Source organism: Mesorhizobium kowhaii, assembly GCF_003253745.1.
GTDB lineage: Bacteria > Pseudomonadota > Alphaproteobacteria > Rhizobiales > Rhizobiaceae > Mesorhizobium > Mesorhizobium kowhaii.
The window spans coordinates 211,873-238,771 of sequence record NZ_MZXV01000085.1 but is presented as its reverse complement, the minus strand read 5'-3'; the positions used below and the strand labels follow the sequence as shown (position 1 = coordinate 238,771).

Sequence of the window (26,899 nt, the reverse complement as noted above, 5' to 3'; positions counted from 1 at the left end):
GCGTAGCTTTTGGGGAAGTGGTTCGAAGCGATGCGCGACATTTGGTCGTTTTCCTGCATTTGGCAAGACTTTGCCAAATTCGCACCCCATATGACCAACGGAATCGATGGTGATTCTTCGCGGCACGGCCCCGCTTTTTGCCGCAACCTGTTGTTAACCATCGATGTTTGCCCTTTCTTATCCATTGCCGCCGACACTCCGACCCGCCGGGGGCGCGTGATGTGGGACGGGAACCGGATCGACCATCCATGGAGCCAGTTGTGCAGGCGCCGCCGGACAGCTACCTTGTGCGGTGGCATGATGCCGTTCGAGAAGATCGAGAAAAGCCTTCATGAAGGTCATTGAACGCTACATCATGCGCCGCGCTTTCGTGGTCTTCATGGCGGCGCTGGTGTGGACGCTGGCCATCGTCTGGACGACGCAGGTGCTGGCCAAGATCGATCTGGTCACCGACAGCGGCCAGTCGTCGCTGACCTTCTTCGAGGTCGCCGCTCTTATCCTTCCCTCCATCATCCCGATCGTCGTGCCCTTTGCGGTGGTGGTGGCGGTTGCACAGACACTCAGCGTGATGAATTCCGATTCCGAGCTCGCCGTCGTCAACGCCGCCGGCGCCTCGCGCTGGACGATCGTGCGGCCGATCATGCTTCTGGCACTCGCCGCCAGCGTCTTTTCCTTTGCCGTCGACAATGGCATCGACCCTTATGCACGGCAGAAAAACCGAGCCCTGGTGGCGGCGTCGCACGCGGATCTGTTGTCGCTGATCATCCAGGAAGGCACCTTCCGCAAGATCGAGGATGGGCTGTTCCTGCAGATCGGCGAGCGGCTTCCCGACAATCGGCTGGGCGGCATCTTCGTCGCCGATTCGCGCGAAGAAGGGGTCAACCTGGTCTACTACGCCAAGACGGGCAACATCATCGAACGCGGCGGCGAAAAGGTGCTGATGATGAATGACGGCGTCATCCATCGCAAAACGCTGACCGGCGACCTGTCGGTCATCCGGTTCACATCCTATGCCTTCGACATGTCGGCCTTCATGGCGGCGGCTTCGGAGGTGAACCTGCTGCCGAAGGACCAGACGACCCAGTACCTGCTCAATCCAAACCTCAACGACAAGAACTACCAACAAATTCCCCTTGAATACCGGGCCGAGCTCAACCAGCGGTTTTCGGAATGGACCTATTCCATCGTCTTCGCGCTGATCGCGCTCGCGGTCGCGGGGGACGCTCGCTCGCACCGCGAGGCGCGCGTCAATCCGCTGATCACGGCGATTTCGATATCGCTGTTCGTGCGTTGGCTGGGCTTCTTTGCCGCCAGCAAGGCCGATGAGATCCCGCAATACGCCTATATGGTCTATGGCGTGCCCATTGTGGCTTCGGCGGTGGCGATCTGGTTCATCGTCTCCAACCGGACCATGGAACTGCCGATAGCTTGGGCGGACTGGATGACGAACTTCGCCACTCGCATCGGTGACAGCTGGAACGCGCTGAAGCTGCGTCTGTCCGGGCGCGGCACTTCTGGGCAAGGGGTCAGCTGATGGGCTGGACGCTGGGCCGCTATTTCTTCTTCCGCTACGTGACGATCACCATCTGGTTCTTCATCGGCCTCCTGGCGCTGGTGTTCCTGATCGATTTCACCGAGCTTTCCGGCCGCACCACCGGCCTGCCTGGCTTCACCTACGGGACGGCAGTGGCCATTTCCGGACTGCGGATGCCGATGATCATGCTGCAGACGGTGCCGTTTGTCGGCCTCTTCTCGGCGATGGCGACACTGGTGTCGCTCAACCGGCGCTACGAGCTGGTCATCGCGCGTTCCGCCGGCGTTTCCGCCTGGCAATTCCTGTTGCCGTGCTGCATCGGAGCGTTGCTGTTCGGCGTCCTGTCGGTTGGCGTCATCAATCCACTCGCCGCGCACGCCTTTTCCTGGTCCGAGCAGATCGAAACCCAGCTGCGCTCCGGCAAATCGAACACGGTTTCGGCCGATGCCGCACCCTGGATCCGGCAGAAAACCAGTTCCGGGGACACCATCATTGGCGCGCGCGCGATCCTCAACCAGGGCCTCGAGATGGCCGATGTCGTCTTCTTCATTCTCGACCCGCAAGGCAACATCGTCGAGCGCAAGGACGCCGCGCGCGCCTTCCTGCGCGACGGCTATTGGGAATTGCAGGACGTCAAGACGTTCCAGAACGGCACGATCCAGGCATCGGCGAGCGATCGCGTGCCGACCAATCTGAAGCCCGAATTCGTGCAGGAGCGGCTGGCGCGCCCCGAAACCATCCCTTTCTATGACCTGCCCGGAAAAATCGAGGTTGCCCGCTCGTTCGGCCTCAAGGCAAATGCCTTTGCCATGCAGTTTGATTCGCTCGTGGCGTTGCCGTTCCTTCTCGTCGCCATGACGCTGATTGCGGCAACGGTTTCAATGCGATTTGCTAGGATGGGACAGTCAGCGACGATGATTCTGGGTGGCATCGTCGCCGGCTTTCTGCTTTATGTCGTTTCGGTGCTGGTGAAGGCATTCGGCGTGGCGGGGTTCGTGCCGACTGTCGTAGCCGCCTGGGTACCGGTCGTGGTGGCTATGTTCTTCGGGGTGACTTTCCTGCTATACAAGGAAGACGGCTAGTGAGGGAGGCGTTTTTGCCCAGCAACAGGCAGGCCGGTTTGGCGCGCCTCTATGCGGCCAGCGCCTTGGCGTGCCTGCTTGCCTGCGCCGTGCCGATGCCCGCGCTTGCGCAGGACGTCAGCGACATGGCGGCCACAGTTCCGTCCGGCTCGCAGATGCTGCTGGCTGCCGATACGCTGGTCTACAACAACGACAACCAGACGGTGACTGCCGTCGGTGGCGTGCAGATCGACTACGGTGGCAATCGCCTTGTCGCCCAGCGGGTCGAATACAACCGCAATACCAAGCGGATGGTCGCGAGCGGCAATGTCGAGGTCATCAACAGCGACGGCACCAAGATCAATTCGGAACATATCGACATCACCGATGATTTTGCCGACGGCTTCGTCAACGCGTTGCGCGTCGAAACCATCGACAAGGCCTATTTCGCAGCCGAAAGCGCCGAGCGCATGGGCGGCGTGCTGACCACGTTCCACAATGGCGTCTACACCGCCTGCGAACCGTGCGAGGACAAGCCCGACAAGGCGCCGACCTGGCGCGTCAAGGCCAGGAAAATCATCTGGAACGGCGAGAAGAAGACGGTTCGCTTCGAGAACGCGAATTTCGAGTTCTTCGGCTTCCCGCTTGCCTATCTGCCCGCGTTTGAGATCGCCGACCCGACAGTGAAGCGCAAGAGCGGCTTCCTGATCCCCAGCATCGTCTACAAGAGCGACCTCGGCGTCGGCGTAAAGGTTCCCTATTATTTCGCATTGTCACCGACCTACGACCTGACCGTCACCGGCACCGGCTACACCAAGCAGGGCTTCCTCGGTGAGGCCGAGTGGCGCCAGCGCTTCAACAATGGCCAGTACAGTTTGAAGATCGCCGGGATTCAGCAGCGGGATCCTGATGCCTTCCTCGACACGGCTGGATTCCCAGCCACCTCTGGCCACAACATCAATTCGGGTGGAGTTGGAGATCCGAACAAATTCCGCGGCATGATGGGCACCCAGGGCCAGTTCGCCATCAATCCGCGCTGGAATTTCGGCTGGGATGTGCTGCTGCAGACCGACAAGAACTTCTCGAATACCTACAGCATCGACAAGTACAGCAGCAGCGTCCACCAGTCGTCGGTCTACCTGACGGGTCTCAACGGCCGCAACTATTTCGACCTGCGCGCCATGCACTTCGAGGTGCAGGAAGATACGCCCAACAGCAATATCTCCGCACGCAGCAACCAGCAGCCCTGGGTGCTGCCGACGCTCGACTATGCCTATATTCCCGACGTATCGGTGGCTGGGGGCCAGTTGTCGCTCAATGTCAACGCACGCGTCATCCACCGCGACGATCTCGACCAGGCCTTTTCGACCCCATACAACTCGCTCACTCCAACTCAGCGTGTTCGCGGCATCGAGGGCGAATCCGGGCGCCTCACCGCCGAGGCCGAGTGGAAGCGGACCTTCGTCACCGATGGCGGGCTGGTGCTGACGCCGTTGCTCGCGCTGCAGGGCGACGCCGACTACGTCAACGCGTCATCGGCCTCGCTTGCCGCCATCAACGAGATGGCGCTGAACCCTGAGATAAATGCCCGCGACGACATGCGCTCGTCGTTTGCCCGTTACATGGCAACCGCCGGGCTCGAAATGCGCTGGCCCGTGCTGTTTTCGGGTGCCAATTCGAGCCATGTGTTCGAGCCGATGGCACAGGTCTTCATGCGCCCGAACGAGCAGTATGTCGGCGGGCTCGCCGTTCCCAACGAAGACGCCCAAAGCATGGTCTTCGACGCGACCACGTTGTTCGAACGCGACAAGTTCTCCGGCTATGACCGGGTGGAAGGCGGTTCGCGCGCCAATGTCGGCCTGCGCTATTCCGGCTCCTACGGCAATGGCTGGGGCACCAATGCCATTTTCGGCCAATCCTACCAGATTGGCGGCGAGAATTCCTTCGCCGCGCCGGATCTGGTCAATGTCGGCGCCTATTCGGGCCTCGACACCACCAAGTCGGACTATGTCGGCCTGTTTGGTGTCAACAGCCCCAATGGCTTCGCTGCCTCGGTTAGCGGCCGTTTCGACGAACAGAGCTTTGAAATGCGCCGTGGCGAGCTAAAGGCCGCCTACACCGGCCTGCCGGTATCGCTGACCGCCAAATACGCCTTCATCCAGGCACAGCCGCTTTACGGTTTCACGACCGACCGCCACGAGGTCACGCTTGGCGCGTCGACTCATCTTGCCGAAAACTGGCGCGTCTTCGGAACCGGAACCTACGATTTGCAGGAAAGCCTGCTGGTCAGCGACGGCGTCGGCTTCGCTTACAACGATTCCTGCTTCACCTATCTGATGTCGTACTCGCAGTCGCGCGACCTGAACACCAGGGAGGTGACGCAGAGCATCGGCTTCAACCTGTCGTTCCGCACCCTCGGCGATTTCGGCTCGTCGAGCAATGCCCTCGGCACGATCCAGTAACAGTCGGCGACATCGTTTCGCCGCATAGGGCTGGCAGGGATTTTGCGCACCCGGAAAGCATAGAATTGGGCGGAACCGGGATAGAATTGGGATGCCAACGATGAGGAAATACCTCTTTTCAGCAGGGTTCGCGCTGCTTTTGGCGGTGACATCCGTGTCGGTCACCGTGATGACGCCGCCGGCTTTCGCCAGCGAGATCAAATACGTCGTCAACGACGTTCCGGTCACCTCCGGCGACATCGCGCATCGCGCCGCCTTTTTGAAGTTGCAGCGCAAGAAGGGCGATGCCGCCCAGGAAATGATCGACCAGACGCTGCGCATGGCCGAGGCCAAGCGGCTTGGTATCCGCATCAGCGACGCGCAGGTCGAGGCCGCCTACCAGCGCTTTGCCTCGAGCAACAAGATGCAGCTCAGCCAGCTCGACGGCGTCATGGAGAAGTCAGGCGTCAGCAAGGGCCACTTCAAGGAATTCATCCGCGCCCAGATGGCCTGGAACCAGGCCTTGAGCGCGCGTTACCGTTCCGGTGATGGCACCGGCGCCGTCAGCGAACAGGACCTCGTCAGGAAGATGCTCGAAAAAGGCGGCGCCAAGCCGAGCGCCACCGAGTACATGCTGCAGCAGATCATCTTCGTGGTGCCGGCCGCCGAGCGCAGCGCGACGCTGGCCAAGCGCAAGCGTGAGGCCGACGCCATGCGTGCCCGTTTCAACGGCTGCAGCACGACGCATGAATTCGCCAAGGGCCTGATCGACGTCACCGTTCGTGATCTGGGCCGGGTGCTGGCGCCGCAACTGCCGGCGGACTGGGCCGAGCAGATCAAGGCTACGAAGGTCGGTGGCGCCACCGTCACGCGCGAGACCGAGCGCGGCGTCGAATTCATCGGCATCTGCTCGTCGCGCGAAGTGTCCGACGACAAGGTTGCCCAGATGGTGTTCCAGAACGAAGGCTCCGGTGGCGACAAGAACGCCGACGAGCTCAGCAAGAAATACGTCGACGAGTTGAAGGCGAAAGCCCGCATCGTCAAGCGCTGACGTGGGCAGTACAGTGATTGCGCTCGCCCTGAGCGCCGGCGATCCGTCCGGCATCGGGCCGGAGATTGCCATCGCCGCCTTCATGGCGCGCGAGGCTGCCGCCTTGCCTCCCTTCTACCTGCTCGCCGATCCGGCGCTGATCGCTTCCCGGGCGCGCCTCGTCGGCATTTCGCTGCCGATCGTTGAAACCACGCCGGCGCAAGCGGCGCAAGTGTTTGCCCGCGCCCTGCCGATCGTTCCGCTGGCCGCTCGCTGCATCGACAGCGCCGGCCGGCCGGACCCGGCCAATGCGGCCGCCACCATCGAAGCCATCGACCGCGCCGTCGCCGACTGCCTTGCCGGCGAAGCCTCGGCCGTCGTCACGTGCCCGATCGCCAAGAAGCCGCTCTACGATGCCGGCTTTCGCTTTCCCGGCCACACCGAATATCTGGCGCATCTGGCGGCCCGACACAGCGGCGTCGAGGCGATGCCGGTGATGATGCTGGCCGGGCCTGACCTGCGCACCGTCCCCGTCACCATCCACATCGCGCTGGCGGAGGTGCCCAAGGCGCTGACCACCGAATTGATCGTCGCCACCGCGCGCATCACCGCCGCCGATCTCATCGGCCGCTTCGGCATCGCCAGGCCACGGCTGGCCATTGCCGGGCTCAATCCGCATGCGGGTGAAGGCGGTGCCATGGGCCTCGAGGACGAGCGGATCGTGCGCCCGGCGGTCGACATCCTGCGTGCCGAAGGCATCGACGCTTTCGGCCCCCTGCCCGCCGACACGTTGTTCCACGCCCGGGCACGGGCCGGCTACGACGCAGCACTGTGCATGTATCATGACCAGGCGCTGATCCCGGCCAAGGCGCTGGCCTTCGACGAAGCGGTTAATGTCACGCTCGGCCTGCCCTTCATCCGCACCTCGCCCGACCACGGCACCGCCTTCGACATCGCCGGCAAAGGCGTGGCGCGGCCCGACAGCCTGATGGCGGCGCTGAAGCTTGCCAGGCGATTGGCCGACAGCGGCGCAAGGGCCGCGGCCGCATGAGCGCTTCCTGCCCGAGCCTGCGCGCATGAGCATCGACGGGCTGCCGCCGCTGCGCGAGGTGATCGAGCGTCATGGGCTGCAGGCAAAGAAGGCGCTCGGCCAGAATTTCCTGTTCGACCTCAACCTCACCGGCAAGATCGCCCGCACCGCCGGCGACTTGTCCGATGCGACCGTGATCGAGGTCGGTCCCGGCCCCGGCGGGCTGACCCGCGCATTGCTCGCCAACGGGGCGCGTCATGTCATTGCCATCGAGCGCGACGAACGCTGCCTGGCTGCCCTTGCCGAAGTGTCCGATCATTATCCCGGCCGGCTGGAGATTGTATCCGGCGATGCGCTGAAGACGGATTTCGCAGCACTTGCCAGTGGGGGAGCAGGCGGCCCGGTAAAGATCATCGCCAACCTGCCCTACAATATCGGCACAGAGCTGCTGGTGCGCTGGTTGACGGTCAGCGAATGGCCGCCCTTCTATGCATCGATGACGCTGATGTTCCAGCGCGAGGTGGCTCAGCGCATCGTCGCCACACCCGGCAGCGATGCCTATGGCAGGCTTGGTGTGCTGGCCGGCTGGCGTACGCAGGCCAGGATCGCCTTCGACGTGCCGCCCCAGGCGTTCACGCCGCCGCCCAAGGTCACCTCTTCAGTGGTGCACCTGGAGCCGCGGGCGACACCCCTGCCCACTGACGTGAAAAAACTCGGCCGCGTCACCGAAGCCGCCTTCGGCCAACGCCGCAAGATGCTGAGGCAGAGCGTGAAAAGCCTCGGCGGCGAAGCCTTGCTCGAACGCGCCGGCATCGATCCGACACGCCGCGCCGAAACACTCAGCGTCGAGGAATTCGTACGCCTGACCAACACGGTGTAGCTTTCTTCTCCCCGTTTACGGAAGAAGATGCCGGCAGGCAGATGGGGGGCAGCACGAACCTTGAAATGATTGCTCCCGCCCCTCATCCGGCCCTTCGGGCCACCTTCTCCCGTGAACGGGGAGAAGGAAGAAGCATCAGCTCGTCTTCTCGTCCAACAGTCCAGAGACGAAATCGAACAGGCCCGGCCGACGATCGCGTCTTAGCCGCTCCGCGACGACGATGCCGCGCACTTCGGCGAAGGCGCGGTCGAGGTCGTCATTGATGATGACGAAATCATATTCCTTCCAGTGCTCGATCTCGTTGCGGGCGTTTTTCAGCCGCGTCTCGATCACCGCCTCCTGGTCTTCGGCGCGACGCTTCAGCCGCGCCTTCAATTCCTTCATCGACGGCGGCAGGATGAAGATCGAGACAATGTCGGCGCGCATCTTCTCCTTGAGCTGCTGTGCGCCTTGCCAGTCGATGTCGAACAGCATGTCGCGCCCTTGAGCCAGCGCCAGTTCGGCCGGCTCGCGCGGTGTCGCGTAGCAATTGCCGTGCACTTCGGCCCATTCCAGCAGCGCATCGGAATCGCGCAGCCGCTCGAAATCGCGCATCGTCCGGAAATGATAGTGAACACCCTCGATCTCGCTGCCGCGGCGCGGTCTGGTGGTGACCGAGACCGACAGTTCGAGGCTGGAATCGCTTTCCAGAAGGTTGCGCGCGATCGTCGACTTGCCGGCGCCGGATGGCGACGACAGGACGAGCATCAGGCCCCGGCGGCGAATGCGGGACCCTAAATCCTTGGCAACCATTGGCTACTCCAGATTCTGGATCTGTTCACGAAACTGGTCGACCACGGCCTTCAGCTCCAGCCCGATCGCGGTGACCGTAGCGGCGTTCGACTTCGAGCACAGCGTATTCGATTCGCGGTTAAATTCCTGTGCCAGAAAATCGAGCTTGCGGCCGACCGCGCCGCCGCCCTCAAGCAGCGCCCGACCAGATGCGACATGCGTATTCAGGCGGTCGATCTCTTCGCGAATATCGGCTTTGGTTGCCAGGAAAGCCGCCTCCATATGCAGCCGGCTTGCGTCCAGGTTGGCGGAAGCGTCCATCAGCAGCCTGACCTGCTCGGCGAGGCGTTCGCGGATCGCCGCTGTCTCGCGCGACGGATCCGCCTCGGCTCGCAGCGTCAGCGCCTCGATTGCGTCGATATGGCCCGCCAGCAGCAGAGCCAGTGCGGCACCTTCGCCCTGCCGCGCCTGTTCCAGTCCTTTGAGGGCCACCTCGAGCGCGGCCGTGATCGCGATGTCGAGCGCGGCGCGCACCTCTTCGGTTTCGACCGTTTCGGGAATATCGAGCACGCCGCGCAGCGAAAGCAATCCGTCGGCTGTCGCGGGGGCAACACCGAACTGCTCCTGCAACCGCTTGGCGAGCCCCGCCAGATCCTTCAGAAAAACTTCGTTGACGACTGGCTGCGCCTGCGCGCCGGCGGCTCGGCCAATGGTCAGCGTCGCCTGGAAATTACCGCGCGCAAAACGCTTCTGAAGCGTCTGCCTGACGGCCGGTTCCAGCCGCTCGAAGCCTTGCGGCAATCGCAGCCGCACCTCGACGCTCTTGCCGTTGACGGACTTGACCTCCCAGGCGATCGCGGTGCCTTCATGCTCGGCGACGGCACGTGCAAAACCGGTCATGCTCTGCAAATTCATATCGCCCACAAGTCCCTGGCACATCACTCCGAACCGGTTTTCCGGAGAAGAGCACGTGCGGCTTAAAAATGACTGCGCCGCAGGCGCGTCGAAATCGGACGCGCGGCGCTCTTCCAAATGTCAGGACGCCGCCTTGTGGGCAACGCCTTTCTTCGTCCTACTGGGCGCCCGCATCACCGCCGCCGCTGTCGTCGCCAACGTCAGCCGGCTTGTCGGCATTGCTGTCGCCAGTGCCGGTGGTATTGGCTGCCTTGGCGGCGTCATCGGCCTGCTTCTTCTGCAGCGCGCGATAGCGGGCGACGTTCTCATTGTGCTCTTCCAGCGTCGCGGCAAAGACATGCCCGCCAGTACCATCGGCGACGAAGTAGAGATCGTCGGTCTTCGACGGATTGGCCACTGCCTCCAGTGCTGCTCGACCCGGATTGGCGATTGGCGTCGGCGGCAGGCCGTTGATCACATAGGTGTTGTAGGCCGTCTGCTTCTGGATGTCCGACTGGTAGATCGGCCGGTCCGCCGGCTTGCCCTTGCCGCCGAACAGACCGTAGATGATGGTTGGGTCGGATTGCAGGCGCATGCCCTTGGCCAGCCGGTTCAGGAAGACGGCGGCAACGCGTGAACGCTCGTCACCCTTGCCCGTTTCCTTCTCGACGATCGAGGCCAGCGTGACGAACTCTTCGACATTGGCCAGCGGCAGGTCCGGCGCGCGCCGCTGCCAGACATCCTCGACCAGCTTCTTCTGATCCGCCAGCAGCTTGTCGACCATCTGCTGGCGCGTCGCACCGCGCGTGAAGCGCAGCGTGTCGGTGGCAAGGCTGCCCTCGGGGGGAGTGGTCGCCGGCATATCGCCGCTCAAGGCAGGCTCGTCGGCGATGCGCTGCAGCGCCTGCTCGACCGTCAGCCCTTCCGGAACGGTCAGCGAATACATCACCGACTTGCCACTCTTCAAAAGCTCCATGATGTCGCGCATCGAAGCTCTGGGCTTGATCTCGTACTCGCCGGCCTTCAGCGCCGAATCATTGCCGAAGGCGCGCACGCCAAGGCGGAAAACCCGGGCGTCGCTGATCAGTCCGCGTCGTTCGAGCTGTTCGGCAATATCCTGGACGCCGGTGTTCGGCTTGACCAGGAAGGTGTCGCCATTGGCCGAGGGGCCAGCTTCGGTGAATTCCTGCTTGCCAAAATACAGCGCGACGCCCGCCGCCAGAACCATCAGCATCACCAAAGAGATGACGAAGTTCATGAACACGACGACCTGGCTGCGCGACGCACGCGAGCGCTTCGGCGGCGGTGTGCCGGCTTCCGGCCGCAAGGCCTCGCTCGCCGTCTTCGGCACGATCGGACCCGATGCCGGACGCTGCCCGAATTCTCCGTTGCCCGCCGGATCTGTGTTCATTTCGCCCTACCGTTTGATCGCTCAACGAATCCCCTGCGGCAGGGTAGGGGCGAATATGGCAAAATTGACGACATGCCGAAGCGTCGCCCGGTAGTGGGACGGTCAGCCATTGTAGCGCTGGAAGACGAGCGAAGCGTTGGTGCCGCCAAAGCCGAAGGAATTGGACAGCGCAACGTCGATCTGGCGGGCGCGCGGCTTGTGGGGCACCAGGTCGATCGCGGTCTCGCGCTCCGGGTTGTCGAGGTTGATGGTCGCCGGCGCGACATTGTCTCTGATAGCGAGGATCGAAAAGATCGCTTCGGCGGCACCCGCCGCCCCCAGCAGATGGCCGATCGACGACTTGGTCGACGACATCGAAATCTTCGATGCGGCATTGCCGACAAGCCGCTCGACGGCGCCGAGCTCGATCGTGTCGGCCATGGTCGAGGTGCCGTGCGCGTTGATGTAGTCGACATCGGCAGGCGTCAGCTTGGCCCGGTTCAACGCCGCCGTCATGCAGCGGAAGGCGCCATCGCCGTCTTCGGCGGGCGCGGTGATATGATAGGCGTCGCCGGTGAGGCCGTAACCGGTCACCTCCGCGTAAATCTTGGCGCCGCGCGCCTTGGCATGTTCGAGCTCTTCAAGCACGACGACGCCGGCGCCCTCGCCCATGACGAAGCCGTCGCGGTCGCGGTCATAGGGGCGCGACGCCGTTTGCGGCGCATCGTTGCGATCGGTCGACAGCGCCCGGCATGCGGCGAAGCCGGCGATCGACAGCCGCGTCACCGGCGCTTCGGCGCCACCGGCGACCATCACGTCGGCATCGCCCCACATGATCAGCCGGGCAGCGTCGCCAATGGCGTGCGCACCGGTCGAACAGGCCGTGACGACGGCGTGGTTCGGGCCTTTCAGCCCGTGCCGGATCGAGACCTGCCCGGAGACGAGATTGATGATCTGGCCTGGGATCAAGAAAGGGCTGATGCGGCGCGGGCCGCGTTCCTTGAGGATCATCGCATTCTCGGCGATGCCTTCGATGCCGCCGATACCGGAGCCGATCAGCACGCCCGTGGCGCACTGCTCGGTATGGGTCTTGGGTTCCCAGCCGGAATCCTTCAGCGCCTCGTCGGCGGCGGCAATCCCGTACAGGATGAAGTCGCCGATCTTGCGCAATTCCTTCGGCTCGAGCACGGCCTCGGGATTGAAGGTGGCATTGCTGCCGTCACCACGCGGAATGACGTGGGCGATCTTGCAGGCAAGATCCTCCACCTCGAACTCGGTGATACGTTTGGCAGCGCTGCGGCCGGTCAGAAGTTCCTTCCAGCTGTGCTCGAAGCCCATGCCGAACGGCGACAGCAACCCAAGGCCCGTGACGACGACACGCCTCATCGCAGGTTCTCCCCGGTGATGACTGCGGAAAGCGTCAGGCCGATGCCTTGTCGATGTACTTGACCGCATCGCCGACGGTCAGGATGGTCTCGGCCGCATCGTCGGGAATCTCGACGCCGAATTCTTCTTCGAACGCCATCACGAGTTCGACCGTGTCGAGGCTGTCGGCGCCCAGATCATCGATGAAGCTCGCCTGCTCCGTCACTTTGTCGGCATCGACGCCAAGGTGCTCGATGACGATCTTCTTGACGCGCTCTGCGGTGTCACTCATTTGGGGCATCCTCGTCTTTTGTTTGTCTGTCTTCGTTAGCGGGCAGAATGCCGCTAATCAAGCTGAAAGATGGTCCTGCCGGAAACGCAACGGCTACGGACCGGTTTTTGCCCGAACCGCCGGGTTGCGGGCCGCATTACACGAAAAATAGCTGAGGTCCAAGCCGAAATGGTCTCTTTTCACAAGCCGGCAACAACTCCGCTGGACCTCGTTCAGATCATCGCCATGCCGCCATTCACATGGATGGTCTGGCCGGTGACGTAGCCGGCTTCGTTGGAGGCGAGATAGGCGACGGCGGATGCGACTTCAGCGCTGGTGCCCATGCGGCGCGTCGGGATCGCCGCCATGATCGCCTCCTTCTGCTTGTCGTTGAGCTTGCCGGTCATCGCCGATTCGATGAAGCCCGGGGCGACGCAGTTGACGGTGATGTTGCGGGTGGCAATCTCCTGCGCCAGCGATTTGGAAAAGCCGATCATGCCGGCCTTGGAGGCGCAGTAGTTGGTCTGGCCGGGATTGCCGGTGACGCCGACCACCGAGGTGATGTTGATGATGCGGCCGTGGCGGCGGCGCATCATCGGGTGGGTGAGTTCGCGGGTCAGCCTGAACACAGCGGTCAGGTTGACCTCGAGCACGGTGTCCCAGTCGGCGTCGGACATGCGCACGAACAGCCCGTCCTTGGTGATGCCGGCATTGTTGACCAGGATGTCGACACCTTCGAGATCGGCCTCCGCCTTCTGGCCGAGCGCCTTGACCTCGTCGCGGTTCGACAGGTTGGCCGGGAACAGCTTGACCCGGTCGCCAAGTTCGGCGGCCAGCGTCTCCAGTTTCTCGACGCGGGTGCCATGCAAGCCGACGATGGCGCCTTGCGCATGCAGCACCCTGGCGATCGCCTCGCCAATGCCCCCCGATGCGCCGGTGACGAGTGCCTTGCGGCCAGTCAATTCGAACATTTTTGTCTCCTGATTGAGAAGAGAACACCCTTCGCACGGGTGGGGTCAAATGGCATTCGATTAAGCAAGCGTCGCCAATGCCGCCTCGACATCAGCCGCGGAGCCGACCGACGCGGTGGCGATGTCGCGGTTGATGCGCCGCGCCAGGCCTGAAAGCACCTTTCCGGCGCCGATCTCGTAAAGCGTGGTGATGCCGTTTGCGCCGAACCATTCCACTGTCTCGCGCCAGCGCACGCGGGCAATCACCTGCTCGACCAGACGTCGCGCGATCTCGTCGGGGTCATTGGTCGGGGTGACGGTGACGTTGGAGACGATGGGAACCACCGGCGCGGCCTTCGCCACGCTCGCCAGGGCCTCGCGCATGATCTCGGCCGCCGGCGTCATCAGTGCGGAGTGGAAAGGCGCCGAAACCTGCAGCATGAGCGCCCGCTTGGCGCCCTTTTCCGTGCAAAGCCTCGCCGCCAGTTCCACTGCGGCTTTTGCGCCGGAAATGACCAGCTGGCCGCCGCCATTGTCGTTCGCCACTTGGCAGACAGAGCCCTTGCCAGCCCCTTGGGCAGCCTCGGCGCAGGCGGCTTCGACATCCGCCTGTTCCAGCCCGATGATCGCCGCCATGGCGCCCTCGCCGGCCGGCACCGCCGCCTGCATGGCATTGCCCCGGATGCGCAGCAGCCGGGCGGCATCGGCAACCGAAACGAAGCCGGCGGCCGCGAGCGCCGAATACTCGCCCAGCGAATGGCCGGCGACATAGGCGACCTTGTCCTTCAGCGCAAAGCCGCGCGATTCCAGCGCCCTGATCGCGGCCAGCGACACCGCCATCAGCGCCGGCTGCGCATTGGCGGTCAGCGTCAACGTCTCCTCCGGTCCTTCCCAGATCAGCTTCGACAGGTTTTCGCCAAGCGCATCGTCAACCTCCTGGAAGATCCTGCGCGCCTCGGGAAAGGCATCGGCGAGATCCTTGCCCATGCCGACAGCCTGGCTGCCTTGTCCAGGAAAGGTGAATGCAACGGCCATGCGAGGGCTCCCAAGGGCTGGTTTTGCTTGCCTGATAGTCGAGTTTTTCTTGCCTGTGACGCAAGGCAGGCCGCCAAGTCAAGCCCAGTTTGACCGTGCCCGGCGGCACCATCTCCGGCCGAGTGCCTGTTCCGAAAAGCTTTTTGGCGATCACTCCTGATGAAAACCGCTCACGAATCGTTTGCTGGCTCTTCTTATTTCCGCCACAGGCGCTAGCTTTGCGTGACAATTCTATGACAATCGAGTGACGTGTTTGTCGCTGGGTGGGAAGTTAAAGTGGCAAAGAGTTCGAAACGCGCCGGCAAGCCCGCGCCACAGTTCCTGGAAGACGATCCGTCCACCGGCTATCTGCCGGGCAGGAGATGGCCGGTTGTGCGCTATGGGCTGATCAGCCTGGCAATCGCGGCGGTCCTGGTGTTTGCCATCGAATTGATCGTGCGCGGCGACTTTGCCGGCACGGTTTCCTTCTTCCTGCAGCCGCTCAAGCCGGGCTGGACCACCATCGTCGTGTTTGCGCTGATCCTGATCGGCCTCGATGCCGTGCTCGGCCGCAGCCACCAGAGCCTGATGATCGTCGCGCCGCTGACGCTTTCCCTTGCCTTCGTCGGCCACCAGAAGTCGCATTATCTCGGCGATCCGCTCTATCCCACCGATTTCCTCTATGCCCGCCAGATCTTCGCGCTGCTGCCGCTCCTGGTGCGCGACCGGCCGATGACCGCGCTCGCCATGGTCGTCGGCATCGTCGGCGGCCTGTCGTTGCTCGTCTGTGGCTGGCGGCTATGGCGTCGCAAGGTTCCAGCGCTCAGCCGCAAGGGCCGCCTTGCCCGGCTGACGCTGGCGGTGCCGCTGCTCGCCTTCTTCGTTTCGATCATGGACTATGCCACCTTCTCCTGGACCAGGGACCGGCTGCAGATCATCCCGATCATGTGGGACCAGAAGGAAAACTATGCCTCCAACGGCTTTGCCCTGGCCTTCGCCCTCAACGTGCCGATGGCGCATGTCTCGGCGCCGCCGGGCTATTCCGACAAGGCAATCGCGGCGATCGACAGGACCGATGTGACCGCCTCGGTGCCGGCCGAGAAGCCCGACATCATCATCGTCATGAGCGAATCCTTCTGGGATCCGACCAAGCTGCCGGGCGTCACCATCACGCCCGACCCGATCCCCAACGTGCGGGCGCTGCGCTCGGGCTCGATGTTCTCGCCCGAATTCGGCGGCATGACCGCCAACATCGAGTTCGAGGCGCTGACCGGCTTTTCCAACGCCTTCCTGCCGGCCGGCAGCATCCCCTATCAGCAATATGTGCGCACGCCGACGCCTTCGCTCGCAACCTTCCTGAAGAGCCAGGGCTATCGGGCGCGCGCCATCCATCCTGGCACCAACTGGTTTTGGAACCGTGGCGCGGTCTATGCTGATTTCGGCTTCAACGATTTCAAATCCGAAGAGACGTTGCCGCCCTTGCAAAAGCGCGGGCCGCTGGCATCCGACGCGGCGATGACCGACGAGATCATCAGCGAGGCCGACGCCAGCGATGAACCGGTGTTTTTCTTTGCGGTCAGCCTGCAAAACCACGGCCCCTACGAGCCGAACCGCTATTACAATCCGACACACACGGTGCAGGCACCGATCAGCCAGTGGGCGCGCGAATCGCTGCTCAGCTACGCCGAGGGCTCAGCCGACGCCGACCGCGGCCTTGAACGCCTTGTCGAATGGGCGAAGAAACGCTCCCGGCCCACCGTGATCGCCTTCTTCGGCGACCATCTGCCGCCGCTGGGGCCGGTCTATGTCGAAACCGGCTTCCTGAAAGACAATGTCGCGCCGCGCAAGGAACCGACGCCGGAAGCCGCACTTGACCATCACCAGACGCCGCTGGTCATCTGGTCGAACCACTCCGGTCCGGTCGAGAACCTGGGCGCGGTGAGCCCGGCGTTCCTGCCCTATCATATCCTTACCACCGCCGGCATCACCCACCCTTACTATACCGGCTTCCTGGGTGAGATGCGCGAGCGCTACCGCGTTGTCGACCGCAACCTGTTGCTGACGCCGACGGGCGAGGCCACACCCGATTGGGCGCGGCAGAAGGAGATCGACCCGGCGATCCGCGATTTCCGCCTGCTGCAGTACGACATGATGTTCGGCAAACGCCTCGCGGCGCCGGACTTCTTCCCCGAAACGGTCGACAAAGTTGTCGCCCATACGAGTTGAGCCGATCGATCCCGTGACGATCAGGCCCGGCGCCCTCGGGTCACGCGTTCAATTCGTCAATTGCAGCTTCGAAAACTTGTTGGCGATCTGCTGGAACACGTCCGGCAGTTTGGTCGGATCGTTGACGGCATAATAGCCGCTCGGATCCGAAGCGCAGGCGCTGTAAAGCGCGCGGTTGGCGGCGGTGTCGGATTGCAGCACCATGGTGTAGATTTGCACGCCCTCGTTCTTCAATTGCGTGCAAACGCTTTTGGTCCAGCCGTCGACATTGCGCGCCGCGGCCGTCTGGTCGTCCGATCCGAAACGGCCACCTGACAGATAGCCATAGGATGTGTAGTCGGACTTCGTCGGCTGTTCGCTGGCGCCGTAGACGACGTTCTCGCCGTCCGTGAGCAACAGCACGATCTTGCTGATCCCAGGCGTCTTCCACGGCGCTGCATCGGTGTAGGGCGCGGCGGGCGACAGCACTCGCATGCCCCACGACAGGCCCTCGGAGACATTGGTGCCCGAACCGTTCCACTCGGTCATCTCGCTTGCTGCCTTGCGCAGCTTGTCGAAATCGTCGGTCAGGGGAACGACGGGTGTGGGGCAAGCGCGGTTCGGGCCGACGGTGATGGGGGTGCCCGTCTCGGTGATGAGCTCGTTGGCGGGCGCAACATATTTGGCGACCTTTTCCTTGGCAGACTTGCCGGGCGTCACCAAATCGCCGACGAGATCGCTGAGATCGATGCCAAGAAGGTTGCCTTTCTGCTTGGCGAGCTTGGTCTTGTCGTAGCCGTCGTCGAGATAGGAATTGTTGTAGTATCTCGCCGCATTGCCGCAGGAGGCAGACGGCTTCTGGGCAACTTCCGGATCGTCCGGCGCAAAATACGGAACGAACAGCGTGTCGGGCTTGTCCTGGTCGGGTGGGGTGTCGGAAATGTTGTAAGCGCCCGGTCGCGCCTCGACGCAGCCCTTCCATCCGGTGTTGTTCCATCCGGGCTCGGTCCATCCGGTCAGCTTGAGCTGCTTGAAAAGCGCCATATGATTGGGACGCTTGCCGTCGATGACCGGGAAATTGACGCCGTTGGTGGAGGACTTGCCGTCCATGTCGATCCAAGACGGATCGAATTCGTCGCCATCGACATTGACGGCCGTGACGAACGGAACCAGCGAGGCGCGGATCTCGCGCGTCGGCGATTTTGTCGCCTCAAGCGTGTCGAGCAATGATTTGGTCGCCGTCCTCAACGCCGTCATGCGCGCGCCGGCCATGGAGCCGGTGTTGTCCAGCACCAGCACGACTTCGAGTTGGTTGTTCGATTCGACGGCGGAGGCATCGACCTCGATGTGCTTGTCCTTGCCGAACAGGAAGGCGAAGTTGAGATTGACGTCGGCTGAGGCAACCGCCTTTGTCTTGACGAAGTTGATGCCCCTGTCGACGGTCAGCGTCGCCTTCGCATTGCCGAGTTCGCCATGGCCGGCGATGTTGGCCTGGAAATAGCGGTCAAAAGCGTCATTGCGGGTGATGTCGAGATCGCCGAGATGCGAAGAGGCAAGGTTTGCCGCATCAAGGGCATTCTGCAGGTTGCTCTTGGCCAGCATGAGAGTGGAGACATCGGTGGCGAAGGCGATAGCCGTGATGATGGCCGGCAACCCCAGTCCCATCACAAGCGTAAAATTGCCGCTCGTCGAGCGCCAGAACTTGTTGAGAAGCATCCTTACCCCCGGAAATGCTTGCCGCTTTTGTACGCGGGTTATCCTGGCTTCTCGCCTCCCATGATGAATCGACCGTTGACGGCGGGGTTTCAACTCCACACAACCTGACAGTGTGGTTAAGGCCTGATTGCCAGAACCACAAAGCCCGGCCGTTGTTGCTGCTTGATTTTTCCGTCCCTGCGACACGAGGGAATGCCGCTTGCGCTTGCGTTATGGGCGGATTGCTGTATAGACGCCCCCAATCTGCCGGTCCCAGCTGGGGGCTGAACGGAGGGCCGGAGGTTTTTTCGAAAACCTTCGTGTGAAGCCAGAAGCGCTTCCGCCTCCCGTGTCTCCGCTCTCGACCGTCTCGTCATGCTCCTTTCTTCCCCGTGCCCTTCGAGGGTTTGCGGGTCAGAGAAGTTGCAGAGGCTTTTGCCGCCGGGAACCGGGAGAGAAACGAAGAAAGGCACTGATACACTATGGCTCTCTACGAACATGTGTTTCTTGCCCGGCAGGACCTCTCGCAGCAGCAGGTCGATGCGCTTGTCGAACAGTACAAGGGCGTCATCTCCGCGAATGGCGGGTCCGTCGGCCGGGTCGAGAACTGGGGACTGAAGTCCCTCACCTACCGGGTCAACAAGAACCGGAAGGCTTACTACACGCTGATGGACCTGAATTGCCCGCCGGCCGCGCTCAACGAGATGGAGCGCCAGATGGGCCTGTCCGAAGACGTGCTGCGTTTCCTGACCATCAAGGTCGAGGCGCATGAGGAAGGCCCGTCGGCCATGATGCAGAAGCGCGAAGAGCGCTCGGAACGCGGCGGCTTCGGCGACCGTGACCGTGGCGATCGTGGCCCGCGCTCGTTCGGCGACCGTGATCGCGGCGACCGTGGCGATCGTCCGCCGCGCTCGTTCGGCGACGCCGGTGCCGATCGTGGTCCGCGCCGTCCGCGCGAAGGCTTTGAAGGGGGTGCAGAATAATGGTCGACATCAACCAGATCCCGACCCGGCGCCCGTTCCATCGCCGCCGCAAGACCTGCCCGTTCTCCGGCGCCAACGCGCCCAAGATCGACTACAAGGACGTGCGTCTGCTGCAGCGCTACATTTCCGAGCGCGGCAAGATCGTGCCGTCGCGCATCACCGCCGTCAGCCAGAAGAAGCAGCGCGAACTCGCCAAGGCGATCAAGCGCGCCCGCTTCCTCGGCCTGCTGCCCTACGTGGTTCGCTAAGGCCTTTTAATTGATCATGATCTCTTCCGAAAGCCGGTATCCACTTTTCGGGATCATGGTCTAGCCAGCGGGCGGCTTGCCGCCCGCTTTTTACCGGCCGTGACGGGCGCGACCGGGTCGACGACAAAATCCCGAGTTGGATTTCGAAAAGAGATCCTAACTGCCTGAACAGGCAGGACAGCGACACCGGCGCCAAGGCGCGCCCCAAGCTTCCTGACCTGTTCCCAAGACATTCGGCGTCGATCCCAATGATTGGCGCCCAACCGAAGGAACAAAACCATGGAAGTCATTCTTCTCGAACGCGTTTCCCGCCTCGGCCAGATGGGCGATACCGTCAAGGTCAAGGACGGCTTTGCCCGTAACTTCCTGCTGCCGCAGGGCAAAGCGCTGCGCGCCAACGAAGCCAACAAGAAGAAGTTCGAAGGCCAGCGCGCCCAGCTCGAAGCCCGCAACCTCGAGCGCAAGTCGGAAGCCACCGAGGTCGCCGAAAAGCTCGACGGTAAGAGCTTCATCGCCGTGCGTTCGGCTGGCGAAACCGGCCAGCTCTACGGCTCGGTGTCGACCCGTGACATCGCGGATCTGTTGACGGCGGAAGGTTTCACGGTCAACCGCAACCAGATCCTGCTCAACCAGCCGATCAAGACCATCGGCCTCACCAATGTGGCGATCGCGCTGCATCCGGAAGTCGAGGTCACGATCACGCTCAACATCGCCCGTACGGCCGACGAGGCCGAACGCCAGGCCGAGGGCGAGACGCTGACCACCGCCGAAGCCATCTACGGCGACGACATCAACGACAATGCCCGGCCGGAAAACTTCTTCGACCCGAACACCGAGTTCGAAGGCGGCGAAGACAACGCCTGACGATTTGAGTTGCCGGTGCGCCCCGCCGGGGCGTGCCGCACTTTAGCTTCCCAGTCGGCCTCAGCCATACTGGACCAATGCCCGGGTCTCTCGCCCGGGCATTTTTGTGCCAAATGGAACTTTTCGAACCCCTATATATTGTTGCAGACTATAGCGTCGCGCGTCCTTTGGACGCTGTAGAGCTTTGGTTTGGCTCATGATCCCATTGGTTTCGGGGTCACGCGCCAAGACAGCCTGTCTGGCCGAGAGGGGATATTTGGTCATGAATATTCTGTTGAAGCGCGTTCTCGACCGCCTGGTGCGCACCGGCAATCTCAAGGTAACCGGGCCCAAGGGCTCGACAGTGGTGTTCGGAGACGGCAGCGGCGAGCCGGTGCACATGCACATCAAGACCGCGCATGCCGAGCGCGCCATCACCTTCGATCCGATGCTGGCGGTGCCGGAATCCTACATGGACGGCGAACTCGACATTCTCGAAGGTGGCGTGCTGGGTGTGATGCGCATCGCCTTCCAGAACATGGGCAGCGGCGGCATCGACGCCACCTGGTCGAAAGCCATCGAAGGCCTGCGCCATGCCTTCCGCCGCCTGCAGCAGATCAACACCGCTTCGCGCTCGCGCCGCAACGTGCAGCGCCACTACGACCTGTCGGGGGACCTCTACCGGCTCTTCCTCGATGACGACATGCAGTATTCCTGCGCCTATTTCGAGCAGCCGGACATGACGCTCGACGAAGCGCAGGCCGCCAAGAAACGCCACATCGCCGCCAAGCTCAGGCTGAAGGCGGGCCAGACGGTGCTCGACATTGGTTCCGGCTGGGGTGGGCTCGGCCTCTATCTCGCCAAGGCGTTCGACGTCGACGTGCAAGGCGTGACGCTGTCAACCGAACAGCATGGCGTCGCCACCGACCGCGCGCACGCGCAAGGGTTGGAAAGCCGCGTGCATTTCGAGCTCAAGGACTACCGCGAGCTCAACGAGCGTTTCGACCGCATCGTTTCGGTCGGCATGTTCGAACATGTCGGCGTCAACCACTTCCGCACCTTCTTCGACAAGAGCGCGACACTGCTCAAGCCGGATGGCGTCATGCTGTTGCACACGATCGGCCGCTCCGGCGTGCCGTGGGCGACCAGCGCCTTCATCCGCAAATACATCTTCCCGGGCGGCTATATCCCCGCGCTCTCCGAAGTCATGCCGGCGATCGAGAAGTCGGGTCTGGTCGTCACCGACATCGAAATCCTGCGCCTCCACTATGCCGACACGCTGAAGCACTGGGGCGAGCGCTTCGCCGCCAACCGCGACAAGGCCAAGGCGATCTACGACGAGCGCTTCTGCCGCATGTGGGAGTTCTACCTGGCCGCTTCGGAAGCCGCTTTCCGCTGGCAGGATCTCGTGATCTTCCAGATCCAGCTCGCCAAGAAGAACGACACCTTGCCGATGACGCGCGACTACATGGCCAAATGCGAGAAGGCGCTTGAGATGCGCGATATGGGACACCGTGAAACGGCTCCCATCAATCCCATCAAAAAGAGCCCGGCTGCTAAGCCAGCTCGCCGCCGCAAGGTTGCGGACTAAAGCGCGTCGCGTTTGAACGGACCCATGCGACGCGCTTTAGGTCTTTGTTTTATGCATGTCGTTCTCCCAAAACCGGGGCCACTTTTGGGCGACATGTATTAGAAATACTATTGCCACTTGCCATTGCCCGCCCCTGCCCTGAAAAAGGTCCCGTGACCGCCACCGGACCTTTTTTCATGACCTACGTCCTCTACGTCGCTGCCGCTCTGGCCGAGATCGCCGGCTGCTTTTCGTTCTGGGCCTGGTGGCGGCTGGAGAAGTCGCCGCTGTGGTTGCTTCCCGGTCTCGCCTCGCTCGCTCTGTTCGGCTTCCTGCTGGCGCTGGTCGATGCCAATGCCGCCGGCCGCGCCTACGCCGCCTATGGCGGCATCTACATCGCGGCGTCGCTTGGCTGGCTGTGGTTGGTGGAGGGCGTGCGCCCCGACCGCGGGGATCTTGCCGGTGCAGCGCTCTGCATTGTCGGCGCCTCCGTGATCCTCATCGCGCCACGCGGAGCCTAAACATGGAGTTGCCGGCCCCACTTCGCCAGGGCGTCGAGCGCTTGCTCGAAAACGTTCCATTGGCGACACTGAAGCAGGCGGCAAAAACGCTGTCCGACCGCTACCGCGCCGAGTTACGCGACGGCCGGCTGCATATGGCGCAGGACGTGGCCGTGCGAGCCTATCTGGCGACGCGGCTGCCGGCGACCTACGCCGCCGTCCGCGCCAGCCTCGACGCGCTGAGCGACGCCAGGCCCGGCTTTCAACCCAAGAGCCTGCTCGACGTCGGCGCCGGCCCTGGTACGGTGCTTTGGGCCACCACCGACCTGTGGCCCGATCTCGAACAGGCGGTGCTGTTCGAAGCCAGCGCCGCGGTGCGCAAGGTCGGCGAGACGCTTGCCGCCGGCGCAATTGCCGCCCGAACCAGATGGCTGGCCGGCGACGCCACCATCGACCTTGCCGACCTCGAGCCGGCCGATCTGGTCACTTGCGCCTATGTGCTCGATGAAATTGTCCCTGCGTCTCTGCCAAAGCTCATCGGTCGGTTGTGGCAACTCACTGGCGATACGCTGCTGGTCATCGAGCCGGGCACGCCGGCCGGATGGCAGCGCATCCTCGCCGTGCGCCGGCAACTGATCGAGGCGGGCGCGCATGTGCTTGCGCCTTGCCCGCATCAGGCGCCCTGCCCGCTCGCCCCGCCCGACTGGTGCCATTTTTCCCGCCGCGTCGCCCGCTCGCGCCTGCACCGGCTGGCCAAGGATGCCGACGTGCCATGGGAGGACGAGAAGTTCATCTATGTCGCCGCCTCGCGACAGCCGGCTCCTTCCCTTCGGGCACGGGTCATTGCGCCGCCAAAATCCGGATCCGGCAAGGTGTTGCTGAAACTTTGCGAGAGCAACGGCAGTGCCGGCGAGAGGCTGTTCACCAAGCGCGACGGCGAGACGTTCAAGGTCGCGCGGCGGTCGGACTGGGGCGACGTTCTGGAGATTTGACCGGCACAATTGTTCTTGCTTCGTTCTTGTTTTTCGTGTAAATTGTTACCTTGCCGAGTCAACTGAAATCGGGGCACGGGAATTCTGTCCTGTGGACGATTTGTTGTTCCTGTGAACAAGCGAGCATTGATGTTGGTTGGCATCGACACTGTTGCAGATAAGTCAGCACTGACTTTTCCCATTCTGGTATCGAAAAAGCCGGGATCGGAATCGGGGATATCATGGCAGAAGCAGCGCGAAAATTCGGCGTCGCGGAAACACCGCTCTATCGCGAAGCACCGAACAACATCGAGGCCGAGCAGGCGCTGCTCGGCGCCATCCTCGTCAACAACGACGCCTTCTACCGCGTCTCGGACTTCCTGAAGGCCAGCCATTTCTACGAGCCGCTGCACCGCAAGATCTATGAGGTGGCGTCAGAGTTCATCCGCATGGGCAAGGTGGCGACGCCGATCACGCTAAAAACCTTCCTGCCGGCCGACGAGAAGGTCGGCGACATGACGATGGCGCAATATGTCGTGCGGCTGGCGGTGGAAGCCGTCACCGTCGTCAACGCCACCGACTATGGCCGCGCCATCTATGACCTTGCGACGCGCCGCGCGCTGATCACCGTCGGCGAGGACATGGTCAACATCGCCTATGACGCGCCGGTCGACATGGCGCCCACCGAACAGATCGAGGATGCCGAGCGGCGGCTGTTCGAGCTGGCCGAAAACGGCCGCTACGACGGCGGTTTCGAAAGTTTTTCCGATGCGTTGAAGAACGCCGTCGACATGGCCAGTGCGGCCTATATGCGCGATGGCCACCTCTCCGGTATTGCCACCGGCCTGCGCGATCTCGACCACCGCATGGGCGGCTTGCAGCCATCGGATTTGATCATCATCGCCGGCCGCCCGGGCATGGGCAAGACATCGCTGGCCACCAACATCGCCTACAATATCGCTGCCGCCTATGAGCCCGCCCAGCAGGCCGACGGCTCCGTCAAGGCAGCCAATGGCGGCGTCGTCGGCTTCTTCTCGCTCGAAATGTCGTCGGAGCAATTGGCCACCCGCATCATCTCCGAGCAGACCGAGATCCCATCGTCGAAAATCAGGCGCGGCGACCTGACGGAAGCCGATTTCGGCAAGCTTGTCGCGTACACGCAGGAGAACCACAAGCGCCCGCTCTACATCGACCAGACGGGTGGTATTTCGATTGCCCAGCTCGCGGCTCGCGCCCGCCGCCTCAAGCGCCAGCGCGGGCTGGATCTGATGGTCATCGACTATATCCAGCTCATGCAGGGTTCGTCCGCAAAGGCGTCGCAGAACCGCGTCCAGGAAATCACCGAGATCACCACAGGATTGAAGGCGCTCGGCAAGGAGCTTGGCGTGCCGATCATCGCGCTCTCACAGCTCTCGCGTCAGGTCGAAAGCCGCGACGACAAGCATCCTCAGTTGTCCGACTTGCGCGAATCGGGCTCGATCGAGCAGGACGCCGACGTGGTGCTCTTTGTGTACCGCGAGGAATATTACATCAAAAACAAGGAGCCGGAGAAAGGCACGCCCGAGCACCTCGCCTGGGAAACAAAGATGATCGAGGTCCAGGGCAAGGCCGAAGTGATCATTGCCAAGCAGCGCCATGGACCGACTGGCACTGTCAGCCTTGCCTTCCAGGGCGAATTCACCCGCTTCTCCGACCTTGCCGAAGAGCATCACCTGCCGGAAAGGTTCGAGTGACCTCTTGAGAAAGGTCTCTTTCCTTCGCCAGGCAGCATCCGACTGATGGCCAAATCGCGCGTTCAGTTCATCTGCCAGAATTGCGGATCGGTGCACCAGCGCTGGGCCGGCAAATGCGACGCCTGCGGCGAGTGGAACACACTCGTCGAGGAAGGCACGTCCGGCGGCATCGGCTCGGGACCGGCCAACACGCGCAATGCCCGCAAGGGCCGCGCGGTGGTGCTGACCACGCTGTCGGGCGACATCGAGGACGCGCCGCGCATCATCTCGGGCATCGGCGAGCTCGATCGCGCCACCGGTGGCGGCTTCGTGCGCGGCTCGGCGCTGCTGGTCGGCGGCGATCCCGGCATCGGCAAATCGACGCTGCTCACCCAGGCCGCAGCTGCACTGGCGTCAAAAGGCCACCGCGTCGTCTATGTCTCGGGCGAAGAGGCCGTCGCGCAGATCAGGCTACGGGCGCAGCGGCTCGGTGTTGCCGCCGCCCCAGTGGAACTTGCAGCCGAGACCAATGTCGAGGACATCCTGGCCACCATCGCCGACGGCAAGCGGCCGGACCTGGTGATCCTCGACTCGATCCAGACGCTGTGGACCGACCTCGCCGATTCGGCGCCAGGCACCGTCACCCAGGTGCGCGCCGCCGCCCAGGCGATGATCCGCTATGCGAAATCCACGGGTGCGGCGATCGTCCTGGTCGGCCATGTCACCAAGGAAGGCCAGATCGCCGGGCCACGCGTCGTCGAGCATATGGTCGACGCCGTGCTCTACTTCGAGGGCGAAGGCGGCCATCACTTCCGCATCCTGCGCACGGTGAAGAACCGCTTTGGACCGACCGACGAGATCGGCGTCTTCGAAATGTCGGACAAGGGCCTGCGCGAGGTTGCCAACCCGTCCGAGCTTTTCCTTGGCGAGCGCCATGCGAAATCGCCCGGTGCCGCGGTTTTCGCCGGCATGGAGGGCACGAGGCCGGTGCTGGTCGAGATCCAGGCACTGGTCGCGCCGTCCTCGCTCGGCACGCCGCGCCGCGCCGTCGTCGGCTGGGACGGCGCCCGGCTGTCGATGATCCTGGCGGTTCTCGAAGCCCATTGCGGGGTGCGCTTCGGCAGCCATGATGTCTATCTCAACGTCGCCGGCGGCTATCGCATTTCGGAGCCCGCGGCCGATCTGGCGGTGGCGGCGGCACTGGTTTCCTCGCTCACCGGTCTTGCCCTTCCCGCCGATTGCGTCTATTTCGGCGAAATCAGCCTTTCGGGCGCCGTGAGGCCGGTTGCGCATGCGCAACAGCGCCTCAAGGAAGCCGAAAAGCTGGGTTTTGGAAGCGCGGTTCTGCCCTTGGGCAGCGAGGAACTTGCCGGGGGGATCGGGGCCGGTGCTTTCCAGCCGACCGAGCTTGCCGACCTCGTGGCACGCATAGCCGGCTCACGCCGAAGCCGCGTGGACGAGCAAGATTAGAGCATCGGACCCGAAAGTGGGAACCGGTTTTGGGAAAACCCGATGCTCCGCGCTATAATGCGGCTCATGGA

24 protein-coding genes are annotated in these 26,899 nt (G+C 63.0%); 16 read left to right on the top strand and 8 right to left on the bottom strand.

Translation table 11 applies throughout. The annotated features are described in order from the left end of the window. Positions 1 to 30: 30 nt before the first annotated feature. From B5V02_RS40340 to rsmA, 7 genes are all read left to right on the top strand, one after another. Positions 31 to 345: a hypothetical protein gene (locus B5V02_RS40340; RefSeq protein WP_146606228.1), complete on the top strand. Its 315-nt coding sequence runs from the start codon at positions 31 to 33 to the stop codon at positions 343 to 345. Continuing rightward, a complete protein-coding gene (gene lptF / locus B5V02_RS39195) occupies positions 332 to 1,534 on the top strand; it encodes an LPS export ABC transporter permease LptF (protein ID WP_111549248.1) in 1,203 nt (400 codons plus the stop codon). Before B5V02_RS40340 ends, lptF begins: the two co-directional genes overlap by 14 nt. Next, positions 1,531 to 2,616 (top strand): LPS export ABC transporter permease LptG, encoded by a 1,086-nt coding sequence (lptG, locus tag B5V02_RS39190; RefSeq protein WP_208647201.1) that lies wholly within the window; start codon positions 1,531 to 1,533, stop codon positions 2,614 to 2,616. The genes lptF and lptG overlap by 4 nt, the downstream gene beginning before the upstream one ends. Further along, on the top strand, positions 2,616 to 5,057 hold the full coding sequence (locus tag B5V02_RS39185; protein WP_167458841.1) for an LPS-assembly protein LptD: 2,442 nt from the start codon (positions 2,616 to 2,618) through the stop codon (positions 5,055 to 5,057). Before lptG ends, B5V02_RS39185 begins: the two co-directional genes overlap by 1 nt. Before the next feature lie 91 nt (positions 5,058 to 5,148). Continuing rightward, complete coding sequence (locus tag B5V02_RS39180; protein WP_167458840.1) at positions 5,149 to 6,087, top strand: peptidylprolyl isomerase; 939 nt, start codon at positions 5,149 to 5,151, stop codon at positions 6,085 to 6,087. Between the two features lie 13 nt (positions 6,088 to 6,100). Further along, positions 6,101 to 7,117 (top strand): 4-hydroxythreonine-4-phosphate dehydrogenase PdxA, encoded by a 1,017-nt coding sequence (pdxA, locus tag B5V02_RS39175; RefSeq protein WP_425374454.1) that lies wholly within the window; start codon positions 6,101 to 6,103, stop codon positions 7,115 to 7,117. Between the two features lie 25 nt (positions 7,118 to 7,142). Beyond that, positions 7,143 to 7,976: a 16S rRNA (adenine(1518)-N(6)/adenine(1519)-N(6))-dimethyltransferase RsmA gene (gene rsmA / locus B5V02_RS39170; RefSeq protein WP_111549244.1), complete on the top strand. Its 834-nt coding sequence runs from the start codon at positions 7,143 to 7,145 to the stop codon at positions 7,974 to 7,976. A gap of 135 nt (positions 7,977 to 8,111) precedes the next feature. Here the strand turns inward: rsmA and gmk are convergent, their stop codons facing one another. The 7 genes from gmk to fabD form a co-directional block, all read right to left on the bottom strand. Next, positions 8,112 to 8,768 (bottom strand): guanylate kinase, encoded by a 657-nt coding sequence (gene gmk, locus B5V02_RS39165; RefSeq protein WP_111549243.1) that lies wholly within the window; start codon positions 8,766 to 8,768, stop codon positions 8,112 to 8,114. A gap of 3 nt (positions 8,769 to 8,771) precedes the next feature. Then, positions 8,772 to 9,662, bottom strand: coding sequence for a YicC/YloC family endoribonuclease (locus B5V02_RS39160; RefSeq protein WP_111549242.1), 891 nt, complete (start codon positions 9,660 to 9,662; stop codon positions 8,772 to 8,774). Positions 9,663 to 9,819: 157 nt separating this feature from the next. After that, positions 9,820 to 11,052: an endolytic transglycosylase MltG gene (mltG, locus tag B5V02_RS39155; protein WP_111549241.1), complete on the bottom strand. Its 1,233-nt coding sequence runs from the start codon at positions 11,050 to 11,052 to the stop codon at positions 9,820 to 9,822. A gap of 102 nt (positions 11,053 to 11,154) precedes the next feature. Further along, positions 11,155 to 12,417, bottom strand: a complete 1,263-nt coding sequence (gene fabF, locus B5V02_RS39150; RefSeq protein ID WP_111549240.1) for a beta-ketoacyl-ACP synthase II — start codon at positions 12,415 to 12,417, stop codon at positions 11,155 to 11,157. Positions 12,418 to 12,451: 34 nt separating this feature from the next. Next, positions 12,452 to 12,688, bottom strand: coding sequence for an acyl carrier protein (locus B5V02_RS39145; protein WP_006203723.1), 237 nt, complete (start codon positions 12,686 to 12,688; stop codon positions 12,452 to 12,454). A 212-nt stretch (positions 12,689 to 12,900) separates the two neighbouring features. Continuing rightward, positions 12,901 to 13,638, bottom strand: coding sequence for a 3-oxoacyl-[acyl-carrier-protein] reductase (gene fabG / locus B5V02_RS39140; protein WP_111549239.1), 738 nt, complete (start codon positions 13,636 to 13,638; stop codon positions 12,901 to 12,903). A 60-nt stretch (positions 13,639 to 13,698) separates the two neighbouring features. Next, positions 13,699 to 14,652, bottom strand: a complete 954-nt coding sequence (gene fabD / locus B5V02_RS39135; protein WP_111549238.1) for an ACP S-malonyltransferase — start codon at positions 14,650 to 14,652, stop codon at positions 13,699 to 13,701. 276 nt (positions 14,653 to 14,928) lie between these two features. On the opposite strand from fabD, the gene B5V02_RS39130 reads away from it, so the two are divergent. Continuing rightward, on the top strand, positions 14,929 to 16,857 hold the full coding sequence (locus B5V02_RS39130) for an LTA synthase family protein (RefSeq protein ID WP_111549237.1): 1,929 nt from the start codon (positions 14,929 to 14,931) through the stop codon (positions 16,855 to 16,857). 48 nt (positions 16,858 to 16,905) lie between these two features. Here the strand turns inward: B5V02_RS39130 and B5V02_RS39125 are convergent, their stop codons facing one another. Then, positions 16,906 to 18,552, bottom strand: coding sequence for a pilus assembly protein (locus B5V02_RS39125; RefSeq protein WP_111549236.1), 1,647 nt, complete (start codon positions 18,550 to 18,552; stop codon positions 16,906 to 16,908). 461 nt (positions 18,553 to 19,013) lie between these two features. Between B5V02_RS39125 and rpsF the strand changes: the two genes are divergently transcribed. From rpsF to radA, 8 genes are all read left to right on the top strand, one after another. Next, the gene (rpsF, locus tag B5V02_RS39120) at positions 19,014 to 19,514 is read left to right on the top strand and encodes a 30S ribosomal protein S6 (protein WP_023761609.1); all 501 of its coding nucleotides are present in this window, start codon (positions 19,014 to 19,016) and stop codon (positions 19,512 to 19,514) included. Then, positions 19,514 to 19,762, top strand: a complete 249-nt coding sequence (rpsR, locus tag B5V02_RS39115; RefSeq protein WP_006203718.1) for a 30S ribosomal protein S18 — start codon at positions 19,514 to 19,516, stop codon at positions 19,760 to 19,762. Before rpsF ends, rpsR begins: the two co-directional genes overlap by 1 nt. Positions 19,763 to 20,041: 279 nt before the next feature. Next, positions 20,042 to 20,626, top strand: coding sequence for a 50S ribosomal protein L9 (gene rplI, locus B5V02_RS39110; protein ID WP_111549235.1), 585 nt, complete (start codon positions 20,042 to 20,044; stop codon positions 20,624 to 20,626). Positions 20,627 to 20,888: 262 nt separating this feature from the next. Beyond that, positions 20,889 to 22,196 carry a cyclopropane fatty acid synthase gene (locus B5V02_RS39105; RefSeq protein ID WP_111549234.1) on the top strand — a complete coding sequence of 436 codons (1,308 nt, stop codon included), beginning with the start codon at positions 20,889 to 20,891 and terminating at the stop codon, positions 22,194 to 22,196. Positions 22,197 to 22,372: 176 nt separating this feature from the next. Continuing rightward, positions 22,373 to 22,696, top strand: a complete 324-nt coding sequence (locus B5V02_RS39100; RefSeq protein ID WP_111549391.1) for a YnfA family protein — start codon at positions 22,373 to 22,375, stop codon at positions 22,694 to 22,696. Positions 22,697 to 22,698: 2 nt separating this feature from the next. Then, positions 22,699 to 23,667 (top strand): small ribosomal subunit Rsm22 family protein, encoded by a 969-nt coding sequence (locus B5V02_RS39095; RefSeq protein ID WP_111549233.1) that lies wholly within the window; start codon positions 22,699 to 22,701, stop codon positions 23,665 to 23,667. A gap of 221 nt (positions 23,668 to 23,888) precedes the next feature. Then, entirely contained in the window at positions 23,889 to 25,379 is a 1,491-nt protein-coding gene (locus B5V02_RS39090) for a replicative DNA helicase (RefSeq protein ID WP_023761614.1), read from the top strand. A 45-nt stretch (positions 25,380 to 25,424) separates the two neighbouring features. Further along, positions 25,425 to 26,828, top strand: a complete 1,404-nt coding sequence (radA, locus tag B5V02_RS39085; RefSeq protein WP_111549232.1) for a DNA repair protein RadA — start codon at positions 25,425 to 25,427, stop codon at positions 26,826 to 26,828. The last annotated feature ends 71 nt before the right edge of the window (positions 26,829 to 26,899 follow it).